The organism is Streptomyces sp. SDr-06 (genome assembly GCF_003324565.1).
Taxonomy (GTDB): Bacteria; Actinomycetota; Actinomycetes; order Streptomycetales; family Streptomycetaceae; genus Streptomyces.
Window position 1 is genome coordinate 292909 of the sequence record NZ_QOLA01000001.1, and the last position, 12702, is coordinate 305610.

Genomic DNA, 12702 nt, shown 5'->3' on the forward strand with positions numbered 1-12702 from the left:
CCGCCCCCGGCTACGCGGACCGCGCCCCGCGCCGTTCCACCTCGGTGGCCGTCATCGGGAAGGTGATGCTGTACACGTCGCCGACCCGCAGGTTGTCCGGGGTGCTGTACTCGCCGTAGGTGCCGACGACCGTGATGCCCACCTGCGCGCCGGGCTGCCAGTACGTCCGGTAGTAGGGGGCGTTGCACGAGTATCCGGAAACCTCCACCAGGGGCACGCCGCGTCGCTCCAGGAGACGGCGCAGCTTCTCGAACCGGAGCCTGGGCGTGAACCGGCCGTACCGGGCACGGAGCGTCTTGTTCAGGAAGGCGGGATCGCGGTGGGCGAGCCGGTGTACCTGCACGGTGACGTGGTGCCCCGCCCAGGGGTCACTGGCGCGCGCACGGCTCCAGTAGAACTCGGCGAGCCCGTAGTCACGCCACATGTTCCCGCCGCCGAAGTCGTTCTCACCGAAGTCGGCGCCCAGCACCTCGGTGACCCGGTCGGGAGAGTCCGATGGGCTGAGGCCGAGCAGGGTCCCGTTGGTGACGACGTCCACGTAGAACGCCAGGGAGTACGGGGTCAACTACTGTTCCTTAAGGCGGGGTTGAGCGGGCCGACGGCATACCGGACACCGCTGGAGAGCCGCCCGGGCGTCCCGCCACAGCTGGCAGGGGTGGCAGGAATCGAACCTGCGGCATCCGGTTTTGGAGACCGGCGCTCTGGCCAACTGAGCTACACCCCTTCGACAGGCGTCACCCTGCCACGTATGGCTCACCGTTCTCCACCACTTTTCCCGGCCCCTCCCAAGAGGGTCCCTCTCCTCGCCTACCGGGGTGTGATCGCCTGGACCCAGTCGTCCACGGTGAGCACGTCCGCCCACTGCGGAAACAGGTTCCCGATGAGGAACCGGTGCACCTCGGGGTCCAGGTCGAGGCAGGCGTCGCTCAGGACGGTGCGACCGAAGTCCAGGTCGTTGGCCTGGCACAGCGTGTGCAGCACCACCCCGCTGGTGGCGATGCCGCAGAGCACGAGGTGGTCGATGCCGCGCACCCTCAGGACCAGGTCGAGGTCGCTGCCCGAGAACGCGCTTCCGCGCCGCTTCGTCACCACGATGTCGCCCGGCTCGGGCGCGATGGCCGGGTGGACCTCCGTGCCGGTCGCGTCTTCGCTGAAGAGCCCTGCCTCCACCGCGGCCGTGACCACCTTGTTGCGCGGGCTCACGTCGGGCTGTCCCGGCCGCAATGCGATGACCACGTAGATCACGGGCAGGCCCGCCGCACGGGCCCCGTCGATCGCCCGGCGAACGCCGGGCAGATACCCCGAGCCCTCCTGGTCGGCCAACTCCACGATGTCCCGCTGGACATCCATCACGAGCAGGGCGCTGTTCCCCATACCTACCGTCCCGTCCCTTCCTCGGACCGCTCCCCCACCGGAAGCGCCGCCAAGTCACCCAGTAAATCAACAGGGTTGAGGTGAGGCGGAAGGGAGGCACTCCGCGAGACCCGCGACGGACGGGCCACCTCGCCGCCGTTGCCGAGGAGGGCGGACGCGCCGACCAGTACCGGTGGGATCTCCGGGACCGATCCGGCACGGCAGCTGACAGGTGGTCAGCTGCGGTAGTGGTCGGTCATCGTCGGCGGGGCGTTGTGGACCGCGAAGGTGCCGAAGGAGGTCCGGTCGCCGTGGGCCCGCATCCGGCTCTGCTGCTCGATGAGGAGGCCGTCCGCGGTCTCGGTCGGGGTGTTTCCGCGCCGCAGCAGCTTGACGATCAGGAACACCGCCGCCGCGACGAGCAGGCCGACGAACACATAGAGCGTGACCACGACTGTTCGCTCCTCCGTTGACCACGGCAGTGCCCGTGGGAGCCACATGATGGGGAGGAACCTCGGTAATGAGCGCCCCCTTCGGCGATCCTACCGAGAGATCGGACGGCGCGACATGGTGGTGCACCATAACCGATGAACCCCCGTCGGTTCGCGGGCACGCGAACTGTTCAACTCGCCAAGCACCGGGGTGCGTAGGGTGCCAGGACGCGCGTCCGAAGGGGCGCGCCGCACGGAGGCCGCGCCACCCACAGCTGTCGCGGCGGGATGGGGAGAGAGGCGGTCACCGGTGGAGTTCACGGCTTTCGACGCGAGCGAGCGGCGGATCTGGGCGGGGCGGGCCCAGGCGTACGCGGACGGCTTCGCCACGTTGTGCGCCCACCCGGTTCCCCGGCTGCTCGACGCCGCCCGGGTCAGACAGGGTGTGCGGGTACTGGATGTGGGGACCGGCACGGGCGCGGCCGCCGCCGCGGCATGTGAGCGCGGCGCGGCGGTGACCGGGGTCGATGCCGAGATCAGCATGGTCGAGCTGGCCGCCCGGGCCGTCCCGGCGGCCGAGATGCACTTGGCCGCTCTGCCTCAACTCCCCTTCTCCGACGGCATGTTCGACGCGGTGACGGGCAACTTCGTCCTCAACCACGTGGGCCGCCCCCAAGCCGCACTGGCCGAGCTGCGCCGCGTGGTGCGCCCGGGCGGCCGGCTCGCCGTCACGATCTGGGCCGCGCCCGCGGCGGCGGGGCAGACCCTGTTGGCCCGGGCCGTGGAGGCCGCGGGCGCGGTCCGGCCGTCCCACGTTCCGGCCCTGGCCCCCGGCGACGACTTCCCCCGCACCGAAAGGGGACTGGCCGACCTGATCACGTCGGTGGGCCTCAAGGACGTGGTCTGCGAGCGGCTCCACTGGGACCACCGCACACCGGCCGAGGAATGGTGGGGTGGCGCGGCGGCCGGGGTCGGCGCCATCGGGCAGACCCTGGCGAGCCAGCCGCATCACACTGTGGCGGAGATCAAGCGCCACTTCGACCTCCTCAGCACCGAATTCGCCGACTCCACGGGCCAGTTGACCCTCCCCCACACCGCCCTGCTCGCCCACGCCCGGCGCTGACCGCCGCTCCCTGACGTAACGGCTCAGCGACCGGCGGGAGCGGAGCCGATGTCCACCACGCGGGCCCACGGGGGGCGCGTCGGGTACATGGTCGGCGTTCCCCTCGTCCCACGACCGGGTGGCGCGGTGGCGCGGGAAAAGCCCCGCGCTGCTGGGCGCGGCGCCGCTCACCGCGGGCCCGCGTCCCGACCGGCCGTCCGGGTCATTCAGGTGGCGCGGCCGTACCGCTCGCCGAGGCGAGCCTTGATCGACTGGTAGCGGCTCATACCAGGGCATAAGGTCGATTAGTGGACGTCAACGCCCACTGTCCCTCACGCGAGGGCAAGGTCCGCCATGACGAGTTCGCAGCCGACACCCACGACCGAGACCGCAGCCCCGGGCAGCAGAGGCGGCGGCAAGGGGATCGCGCTCCTGGTCATCGCCTCGTGCCAGTTGATGGTGGTGCTCGACGTCACCATCGTGAACATCGCCCTTCCGCACATCCAGAGCGCACTGCGCTTCTCGACCACCGGCCTGGCCTGGGTGGTCAGCGCCTATACCCTGACCTTCGGCGGGCTGCTCCTGTTGGGTGGCCGGACCGGCGACATCCTCGGCAGGCGCCGGGTCTTCATGTGCGGCGTGTTCCTCTTCGCGCTCGCCTCCCTGCTCGGCGGCCTGTCGCAGAACTCCGGCCAGTTGCTCGCGGCCCGCGCGGTCCAGGGCGTCGGCGGCGCGATCGCCTCGCCCACGGCGCTGGCCCTGATCACCACGACGTTCACCGAAGGACTTGAACGCAACCGGGCGTTCGGTGTCTTCGCCGCCGTCTCCGCGGGCGGCGGCGCGATCGGCCTGCTCGCGGGCGGCATGCTCGTCGAATGGCTCGACTGGCGCTGGGTGTTGTTCGTCAACGTGCCCATCGCCGTGCTCATCCTGCTGGCCACCCCGCGCCATATCCAGGAGTCGGAGCGCCATTCCGGCCACTTCGACCTCGCCGGGGCACTGACGTCCACGCTCGGCATGGTCGCGCTGGTCTACGGCTTCATCCGAGCTGCCCAGGAGGGCTGGCGCGACCCGTTCACGCTGGGGTCGTTCGCCGCCGCGGTCGTGTTCCTCTCCGTCTTCGTCCTGGTGGAGCGCCGCTCGCGGCAGCCGATCACCCCGCTGCACATGTTCGCCGACCGCAACCGCGCGGGCACGTACGGCATCATGCTGAGCCTCGCCGCCGCCATCTTCGGCATGTTCTTCTTCCTCACCCTGTTCGTCCAGGACGTGCTCGGCTTCACCCCGCTCCGGGCCGGGCTCGCCTTCCTTCCGGTGAGCGCGATCATCGCGGTCGGCGCGGGCCTGGCCTCGCAGCTGCTGCCGCGCTACGGCCCCAAGCCCTTCATGGTGACGGGCGCGATCCTGGCCGCGGGCGGGCTGGCGTGGCTCACCCAGACGGACATCCACTCCACCTATGCGGGAAGCATCCTGGGCCCGATCCTCGTCTTCGGTCTGGGCATGGGCATGAACTTCGTCTCGCTGACCCTCATGGCCGTCTCCGGCGTCCCCCCGCACGAGGCCGGTGCTGCGTCCGGCATGCTCAACGCCACGCAGCAGGTGGGTGGTTCGCTCGGCCTGTCCATCCTGGTGACGGTGTTCGGCACGGCCAGCCGGAACGAGGCGACCGACCAGATACCCAGGTTCCTGGGCCAGGCCGACCCGGCGCAGCGTCAGATGTTCCGGCGGACGGGGCAGCTTCCGCGGCCCTGGAGCGATCAGGTCCTCACGTCCGGAGTGTCCACGGCCTTCATCGTGGCCGCCATCTTCGCGGTGGTGGCCGCGCTGATCGCGCTGCTGGCGATCCAGGTGCGCCCCTCCGACCTCGAACGTCTTCAGGGCGCCCGGCCCACCCCCGGCCATTGAACCCCTGCCCCCGGCAGCTTCGGTCAGGCGCCCGGAGGCCTTCAGATGGCGGCTCCTCATGGACTGAGGCAGGGTGACGAGTAGTCACGGACAGTAATCGTGGACCGCTCGTCTGGAGGAGAACACCATGAACGCTCGCAGGACCGCTCGCCGGGCCGTGGCCGCCGCCGCGCTCGTAGGCATCGGGGTGCTGACGGCCCCCGGAGCCTCGGCCCACACCCCTGGCGGGGGTGACGGACAGTGTGCGCACACCGGCGCCGCCGCGTCCTGCCCCAGCCGCCCGGAACCCGTGCGGGGACCGGCGGGAGCGGCCGGGACGGCGAAGGGCCCCCGCATCTTCCTCAGCCCCCAGATGACGGTCACGCCCGGCGCCTCCGAGACCGCCGTCGCCGGCTGCCCCGCCGGCACGGCGGTCACCGGTGGCGGCTTCCAGTACCGGGGCGGTGACTCCAGCGGTCTCTCCGTGGTGGCCTCGCACGCACTCGGCGACGCGTGGCACGTCACCATGACCAACACCGGCCCCGTCGACCGCGCCTTCCGCGCCCAGGTGATCTGTCTGCCGATGGGCTAGGCCACCCGAATCGCGGCGGACGGGACGGCCGGGTCACCGCTGTCCCAACTCGCTTACACAGAACGGCACTTCAACCCCCGCCTGGATGCACACCGGGGCGCCGGAGAGCGCGGTACCGCGCCGCCCGTGCTGCTTCGCGCCGGGTTCCGCGCCTGCGGGGTGGGGAGGATATTCGGGATCCGGGGACGACGAGAGCCCCACCCTCGGCCGATTTCCTTCCGGAGGTATCCCGCCGTGAGCACGACGCTTCCCGCGCGTACGGGAAAGGCCCCAGGAGCCTGGCCGCTGCTCGGTCACGCCTGGCAACTCCACGCACGCCCCTTGGAGTTCCTGTCCTCGCTCCCCGCCCACGGGGACCTCGTACGCATCGGAATGGGTCCCTGGCCGGCGTACGTGGTCTGTGAGCCCGGCGCGGCCCACCGCATGCTCACCGACTCGCGTACCTTCGACAAGGGCGGGCCCTTCTTCGACAAGGCCCGGGTGCTCTTCGGCAGCAGCCTGCCGATGGCCGGCTGGCAGGAGCACCGCTGGCAGCGCCGCCAGATGCAGCCCGCCTTCCAGAGCGACCGGATCGAGCGGTACGCCGTGGTGATGGGCGAGGAGGTCGACCGCATGACCGGCCGCTGGCGGCCCGGCCTGCGCCTGGACGTCACCGCCGCGCTGACCACCCTGACCCTGCGCATCGTCACCCGCAGCGTGCTCGCCGCCGAAGCCCAGGACGAGGCCGTCGCCGAGGTCCAGCAGAGCCTGCACACCGTCATCGACGGCATCTACCAGCGGGTGATGCTGCCCCTGGGCCCGCTGTACCGGCTGCCCACCCCGGCCAATCGCCGCTACCGCCGCGCCTGCGACCGGCTGCACCGGGCCATCGACGGCATCGTCGCCGACCGCCGCGCGGCACCGGGCGGCGACGACCTGGTCTCCATGCTGCTGGCCGCGCACGACGACGACACCGGCGAGCCGATGAGCGACGTGGACATCCGGGACCAGCTCATGGTCATGATCGGTGCCGGGTTCGAAACGACCGCCAACAGTCTGGCGTTCGCCCTGTGGCTGCTCAGCCAGCACCCGGAGGCCGAGGCACAGGTGCACGCCGAGGTCGACCGGACGCTGGCCGGACGCACCGCCACCACCGGCGACCTCGACGGCCTGCAGTACACCCGCCGTGTCATCAACGAGGTCCTGCGCCTGTATCCGGCGGGCTGGTTCTTCACCCGCGTCACCACCGCCGACACCACCCTCGCCGGGAGCCACCTCCCGAAGGGCACCGCTCTCCTCTACAGCGCCTACCTCCTCCACCACCGTCCCGAGCTGTTCCCGGACCCGGATCGGTTCGACCCCGACCGCTGGGCCACCCAGAGCGCCGACACGCTGCCCCGGGGCGCGCTGGTCCCCTTCGGCGGCGGAAACCGCAAGTGCATCGGCGACCAGTTCGCCCTCATCGAGATGACGCTGGCCCTGGCCACGGTCTGCTCCCGCTGGTCCCTGCACCCCGACCCCGGCAGCACCATGACCGTCCAGGTCCGGGGCACCCTCGGCCCCGGCCCCCTGACCATGACCTGCCGGCCCCGCGGCACGTCGGCCGACGGCTGAACCCCGCGCCCACCAGCCCCACCGGCTCGGCCGCGAACCGGAATCGGAACCGCCCCCCACCCCTCGCCGTCCTTCAGCGCGTGATCACCACGAACGGTGGCGAGGGATCCTGGGCCTCGGGCTCTTGAGCGTGAAGGTCTTACGTGCAGGCACCGACGAGCGCCGCCCGGTCACGGCCCGAGTCGCCCGAGGACGTCTTCAGGCACACGCTGTCGTTCGCCACCTTCGCCCAGGCGCCCGACAGACGGCGCACCGAGGCCTGGCGCTCCTGCTGGCCCCCGCGTTCTTCGGCGCCGACCAGTTCGGCGCCAAGCGGGTGGATCATGCTGGGCCCGCTGTCCGTGCAGCCCGGCGAGTTCGTGAAGATCATGATCGCGGGGTTCTTCGCGGGCTACCTCGCGGTCAACCGCGATGCGCCGGTCCTGTCCGGGCGGCGCGTCCTCGGCATGCGGCTGCCGCCCGGCCGCCGGCTCGGCCCGATCGCGGCGATCTGGGCCCCTTCGGCAAGCTGCTCGCCACCGCAATGGCCGGCGCCCTGGTGCTCCAGGTGTTCGTCGTCACGGGGGGCGGCACGGGGCTGATTTCCCTCACCGGAAAGGCGCTGCCGTTCCTCGCGAAGGGCGGCTCCTCCCTGGTGGCCAACTGGCTGATGGTCGCCCTCTTCCGCATCAGCGACAGCGCCCAGCGGCGCCGCGAGCCGGTGCCGCCCCCGCACTCCCGCTGGTCCAGGACGCCTTCGGAGGCGGACGACCAGGCCCGTACCGCCCGGAACCATGAGGTGTCCATGCCGCGTCCACCCCTGTGGTCACGTCACACACCGTTCCCAGGAGGGGAAACAGCATGGTCGACCCGGGCAGCACGTACCCGCCCAACCAGCGCCGCAAGAAAGGGGGATGCCTCCCCGCCCTGGTGATTCTCGCGGTGATCCTGGGTCTCGGCTTCGGCGCGTCCAAGCTCTTCGGCCACGACAGCTCGTCCACATCCGCTTCGCACGACAGCGGGGGGTGGAAGGTGGGTGACTGTGGAGGGCCCGACCCCGACGACGCGCCGAACGGCTACAAGCCGCTCGCCTGTGACGCGTCGGGCGCCACCTTCAAGGCCCTTGACGTGCAGGGCGCCAGTTTCATGCCGGACGCCATCCAGTGTCCGGCCGGCACCGACCTCATCGTCCAGGTGAGCGTCAGTTACGGCAAGAAGAGCAAGGGCGGCGGCATCCCCTCCAAGACGATCTGCGGACGCAACCTCTCCGCCAGCCACCCAGGCGATCCCGGCGCCGGCGGCGGCCAGTTGGTCAAGGGCGACTGCGTCACGTCCACGGCGAAGGAAGTCCCCTGCGCCTCGGCGGGCGCGGGGGCGTACAAGGTGCTCGACCTCACCAAGGAGACGTCGCAGTGCCCGGCGGGAACCACCGAGCCCATGCGCCTGACCATGGCCCTCGGCCGGCCCTACGACGTGATCTGCGCGGCGAAGCAGTGACGGGCCGCCGCCAGTAGCCCTGCCCCTGCGGCTACTTCAGCCGCAGGGGCAGGGAGAGCAGGCCGCGATGGCGGGGGTTGGCCTGCCACCGCGCCTCGTGGTCCTCGCTCAGCCGCAGCCCGGGGTGGCGGGTCAAGAGGTGCCTGAAGGCGATCTCGGCCTGGAGGCGGGCCAGCGGAGCACCCAGGCAGTGGTGGATGCCGTGGCCGAAGGCGAGGTGCCGGGTGGCGTCCTGCCGGCCGATGTCGAACCGGTCGGGGTCGGCGAACACCCGGGGATCGCGGTTGGCACCGAGCAGCGAGACCTGTACGAACTCGCCCTCCCCGATGGCCGCGCCCCCGGCCATGACGGGTTCGGCGGCGTAGCGCAACGACGCGAGGCCCGAGGGGGATTCGTAGCGCAGGATCTCCTCGACGGCACCCGGCAGGAGCGTCAGGTCGGCCCGCAGCGCGGCGAGTTGATCGGGATGGGCAAGCAGGGTGTAGATACCGTTGGCGATCAGGTTGACCGTGGTCTGGTGGCCCGCGACGACCAGGAGGAAGGCCATCGAGGTGATCTCGTCCTCGGTCAGCGCCTCCTCGCCCTCCTCGTCCGCCCGGAGCAGCGCGGACAGCAGACCGTCGTCGGGCCGTTCGCGTTTGAGGACGAGCAGCGCGCGAAGGTAGGCGGCCATGGACTCGGCCGTGAACACCGACACCTCGCCGTCGCCCTGGCCGCCGTCGAGCGTGTTGCCCCGGATCCGCAACGCCTCGTGGTCGGCGTCGGACGCGCCGAAGAGGTCGAACATCACGGCCAGCGGCAACGGCAGCGCGAACTCGCTGATCAGCTCGGCCTCGTCCCGGCCCTCCCACGCGTCGAGCAACCCGGTCACATGGGCTTCGATCATGGGGCGCAGGGCTGCCGTGCGGTGGGCGGTGAACGCCTTCTGGACGAGCTTGCGCAGCCGGGTGTGGTCCGGCGGATCGGAGTTGAGCATGTGGGTGAACAGGGCACGGCCGGGGCCCTGGGTGAGGCCTACGTGGCGGCCGAACCTCTCCACCGCCCCGCCCTTGGCGAGCCGCCGGTCGGCCAGCAGCCGCTTCGCCTCGGCGTAGGAGGTGACGACCCAGCCCTCGACCGGGGCCGGACCCGGGTACCGGGCCTGGCGCACCCCGCCCTTTTCGCGCCACTGCCGGTAGGTGGCGTGGGCGTCATCGTAGAAGGACGGATCGAGTGTCTCGATGTCAGACATGGCGCACCTTGCTCCGGTGGCCGACATGGACGGTCTTCACACCCAGGAGCCCCACCAGGGGTACGTCGGCGGACCGCTGCCCCGGGGCGACCACGAGGCCGGTGCGGCGGATGTGGTCGAGGAGGAGTTCGGCGAGCGGCATGACCATGTGGCGGCCCCAGCACCGTTCCGAGACGTGCCCGAACGGCATGTATCCGGGGGTGTTGTCCGGGTCGAGGCCCTCCCACCGCTGCGGGCGGAACTCGTTCGGGGCCTCCCACAGGGCGGGGTCGCGGTGGGTGAGGAGCGGCAGCATGAGGAGGTCGTCCTCGGGCCCGATGCGGTCGTCGAGGGCGGGGTATTCGGGCGACCGGTTGCGCAGGAGGTTCCAGGACGGAGGGAGCAGCCGCATCGCCTCGTACAGGATGTCCCGGTTGGAGACGTCGTCGGCGAACGGCGAGCCGAGCCACAGGGCGTTCGCGACGAGGGTGGAGACGGTGAAGCAGACCGGGGCGGCCGCGCGGCGGTAGATGCCCATCGCGTAGCGCCGGTCGTCGTAGCTGCGCGCCTCGGCGAACAGGTTGGCCAGGTGCGTGAGATGGGGCCCCGGCGCGGGCCGGCGGGGCAGCGCCGCCCCGGCCACGATGGTGGTCCAGGTGAGCCGGGGGTCGATCTCCAGCGTGCGCGACATGAGGACGCGCAGCCGGTACGGGTCGTCGCGCAGGACCAGGCCGCTCAGGAACCGGTGCCCCGTGATCGGCCACGGCCCCGACAGGTCCGTCGACTCCGGCAGCGGGTTCGGCTGTTCGAGCGCGGCGCGGACGTCCTTGCCGACCGTGCGCATCACCGAGGACGCCTCCGTCTTGGAGATCGACCGGCCGTGCAGGGGCTTGAAGGTGGGGCGCTCGGTCTCCGTCGCCCGCCTCGCGCCCAGGACGCGGTCGGAGAGTTCCGCACCGGCGATGCCGATGGTGTCGGGTTCGAGGCGTACGAGGTCCTTGCCGAGGTGCTCGTCCAGCAAGGCCTGGAGGCGCGGGGCGAATACCGTGGTGCGACGGGGGCGGGTCAAGGCGGGTGGCATACGGAGAGCTCCGGAAAATGAAATGCGGAGGGCCCGCACACGCAGCTGACCGGAATTCAGTCGGCCTGCGTTGTGTGCGGGCCCGGGATTGGCCTTCGGCTTAGTACCAGAAGTACCAGGCGGCCTGCTTCAGGCTGGGCTCGCTCTTCTTGACCGGACCACGGGCGCGCAGGGCGGCAATAATCTTCGCCATGATGGATCCCTTCCTCTCATGCATATCCGAATGTGAACTGCGGTACCGGGCGCGGCAATTCCGTCACCTGGGGGTAACGAAATGGCCATCGCCGACCGCTGAGGGGAAGTGAAGCTGGCCGCGACGAGCGTTGTCAATGGCTGCGCATTTCTTTGCCCGAATGAACCTTGGAGCCCCTGGGGAACCTCTCGCAAACATTCATTGTGGTGATTCGGAAAACGCTGCCCGAACGGTCATGGGGGCGTGCCCGGATATACCTTTCGACGCCTGTGCGGCCCTGCTAGCAAGGGAATCCACAGGTAGGCTGAAGGCCGCTCCGGCTTCGAGACCCACGAGTACCAACGAGTGAGGACGCCCCGTGCGCTGCCCGGTCTGCTCGTCCCGGCCCTTCCCCTGCCGGGGAAACCTGGCCCCGGGGAGCGCCCCGCCGCCCGGTTGCCCGCTGACCCGCGAGGAGCGGGCCGTGCGCGTCGAGCGCCGCGAGCGCCTCCTTGACCTCAGGGCACAACCGGAGTGGAACCAGGGCCGCCGCAGGGGGCGCGGCAGCCGGCTCGGCGTCCTCGCCTGGGCCGTGCTCGCCCTGGTCGTCCTCGTACTCTTCCTGCTGTGAGCGGGCGGGCTCCCGGCTGCCGCCCGCCCGCAGAGCCGCAGGAGGCCTGCCTCGGCGCCTGGATCGGCGTCAGGCGCGCAATGCGGACAGCAGCATCGGCAGGGACCTGGCCAACTCGCGCTGCCAGTAGGGCCATTCATGGATGCCGGGGCCGTAGAAATCGGTCACGGCCGGGCTGCCGAGGGCACGCAGGCGGGCGGCGAGGGCCCGGTTCTGCTGCTCGAAGAAGGCCTCGCTCGGATCCTTGGCGCCGGGCGGGTCGAACGGGTCGGCCTTGCCGTTCCCGCAGGACAGGAAGATCGGCAGCCCGCGCAGCGAGTCGGCCTGGACGGTGGGGTCGTGCGCGGCCCACACCGAGCGCTGACGCACCGGATCGCCCCAGATGGCATACGGATCGACGCCCACCTGCCGGTCGAGGTTCAGGAACCACTGGGGCCCGAACCCGCCGGGCACCTGGAGCAGCGGGTGCACGGTTCCGCTGTAGGAGGCGACGGCCCGGAAGAGGCCGGGGTGGTGGGCGGCGTACGAGAGGGCGCCGAAGCCTCCCATCGACAGGCCCGCCGCGACGCGCCGTCCGCCCGCGCCGTAGCCGCGCTCGACGATCTGCTTGACCTCGCCGAGGTGGAAGGTCTCCCAGCGGGGCGCGCCGCCCTTGCCGTAATTCCACCAGTTGCTGTACCAGCCCGCCGCCCCGGCCTCCGGCATCACGACCAACACATGGCGCAATTGCGGGAGTTGGGCGACGTCCGTGTACTTCGTCCAGTCGGCGTAGCCTCCGCAGCAGCCGTGCAGCAGCCACAGCGTAGGCCAGTCGTGCCGGCCGGGCGACCAGCCGTCCGGGGTGAGCAGGCGCACGTGCGCGGTCGTGCCCAGGGCCGGGGAGTCGATGGTGAGATCCAGCTGACGGGGGCCGACATGCCGTTCGGCGACGACCCGCGCTCCGTCGTCGGCCCGTACGGGCCGGTCCTGCGCATGGCCGGTGCCGCCCGCGAGGGTACTGGCGAGGACCGCGAGCAGGAACGTGACGAGTGTGACGACCGGTACGCGACGCATCCCGACCCCTTTGTGTGAGCCCCAGGCTCTGTTGGCACCACCGAGCCGTCCGGTGTCCGACGGCTCCAACGGTTTACCAGCCACACCGCTGTGCGCGCGAGAGGCGCTCCCGGCCCAACCGTGG

12 protein-coding genes, 1 tRNA gene and 1 pseudogene are annotated in these 12702 nt (G+C 71.1%); 7 read left to right on the forward strand and 7 right to left on the reverse strand.

The features are described 5' to 3' along the window. Positions 1 to 10: 10 nt before the first annotated feature. The 4 genes from DT019_RS01295 to DT019_RS01310 all read right to left on the reverse strand — a co-directional run bounded on the left by DT019_RS01295 (position 11) and on the right by DT019_RS01310 (position 1805). The gene (locus DT019_RS01295; protein WP_114034670.1) at positions 11 to 565 is read right to left on the reverse strand and encodes a hypothetical protein; all 555 of its coding nucleotides are present in this window, start codon (positions 563 to 565) and stop codon (positions 11 to 13) included. A gap of 82 nt (positions 566 to 647) precedes the next feature. Beyond that, a tRNA-Trp gene (locus DT019_RS01300) sits at positions 648 to 724 on the reverse strand. Between the two features lie 83 nt (positions 725 to 807). After that, entirely contained in the window at positions 808 to 1374 is a 567-nt protein-coding gene (locus DT019_RS01305) for a cysteine hydrolase family protein (RefSeq protein WP_114034671.1), read from the reverse strand. Between the two features lie 215 nt (positions 1375 to 1589). Beyond that, the gene (locus DT019_RS01310; protein ID WP_114034672.1) at positions 1590 to 1805 is read right to left on the reverse strand and encodes a hypothetical protein; all 216 of its coding nucleotides are present in this window, start codon (positions 1803 to 1805) and stop codon (positions 1590 to 1592) included. 289 nt (positions 1806 to 2094) lie between these two features. Here DT019_RS01310 and DT019_RS01315 point away from each other — a divergent pair, with 289 nt between their 5' ends. The 6 genes and pseudogenes from DT019_RS01315 to DT019_RS01340 all read left to right on the forward strand — a co-directional run bounded on the left by DT019_RS01315 (position 2095) and on the right by DT019_RS01340 (position 8431). Continuing rightward, the gene (locus DT019_RS01315; protein WP_114034673.1) at positions 2095 to 2907 is read left to right on the forward strand and encodes a class I SAM-dependent methyltransferase; all 813 of its coding nucleotides are present in this window, start codon (positions 2095 to 2097) and stop codon (positions 2905 to 2907) included. A 333-nt stretch (positions 2908 to 3240) separates the two neighbouring features. Beyond that, positions 3241 to 4791, forward strand: a complete 1551-nt coding sequence (locus DT019_RS01320; protein ID WP_114034674.1) for an MFS transporter — start codon at positions 3241 to 3243, stop codon at positions 4789 to 4791. Between the two features lie 127 nt (positions 4792 to 4918). Continuing rightward, positions 4919 to 5362 carry a hypothetical protein gene (locus tag DT019_RS01325; protein WP_147267247.1) on the forward strand — a complete coding sequence of 148 codons (444 nt, stop codon included), beginning with the start codon at positions 4919 to 4921 and terminating at the stop codon, positions 5360 to 5362. 234 nt (positions 5363 to 5596) lie between these two features. Then, positions 5597 to 6955: a cytochrome P450 gene (locus tag DT019_RS01330; protein ID WP_189389022.1), complete on the forward strand. Its 1359-nt coding sequence runs from the start codon at positions 5597 to 5599 to the stop codon at positions 6953 to 6955. 259 nt (positions 6956 to 7214) lie between these two features. Further along, positions 7215 to 7664, forward strand: a pseudogene (locus DT019_RS01335) (FtsW/RodA/SpoVE family cell cycle protein); the annotation flags it as partial. Between the two features lie 131 nt (positions 7665 to 7795). Further along, positions 7796 to 8431, forward strand: a complete 636-nt coding sequence (locus DT019_RS01340) for a hypothetical protein (RefSeq protein ID WP_114034677.1) — start codon at positions 7796 to 7798, stop codon at positions 8429 to 8431. Positions 8432 to 8462: 31 nt separating this feature from the next. Here DT019_RS01340 and DT019_RS01345 read toward each other — a convergent pair whose 3' ends face one another. Next, on the reverse strand, positions 8463 to 9662 hold the full coding sequence (locus DT019_RS01345; protein WP_189389024.1) for a cytochrome P450 family protein: 1200 nt from the start codon (positions 9660 to 9662) through the stop codon (positions 8463 to 8465). Then, entirely contained in the window at positions 9655 to 10722 is a 1068-nt protein-coding gene (locus DT019_RS01350) for a cytochrome P450 (protein WP_114034679.1), read from the reverse strand. Before DT019_RS01350 ends, DT019_RS01345 begins: the two co-directional genes overlap by 8 nt. Positions 10723 to 11378: 656 nt before the next feature. Between DT019_RS01350 and DT019_RS39300 the strand changes: the two genes are divergently transcribed. Next, on the forward strand, positions 11379 to 11525 hold the full coding sequence (locus DT019_RS39300; protein ID WP_189389027.1) for a hypothetical protein: 147 nt from the start codon (positions 11379 to 11381) through the stop codon (positions 11523 to 11525). 69 nt (positions 11526 to 11594) lie between these two features. On the opposite strand, the gene DT019_RS01355 is transcribed toward DT019_RS39300, so the two are convergent. After that, positions 11595 to 12578, reverse strand: a complete 984-nt coding sequence (locus DT019_RS01355; protein WP_114034680.1) for an alpha/beta hydrolase — start codon at positions 12576 to 12578, stop codon at positions 11595 to 11597. Positions 12579 to 12702: the final 124 nt, after the last annotated feature.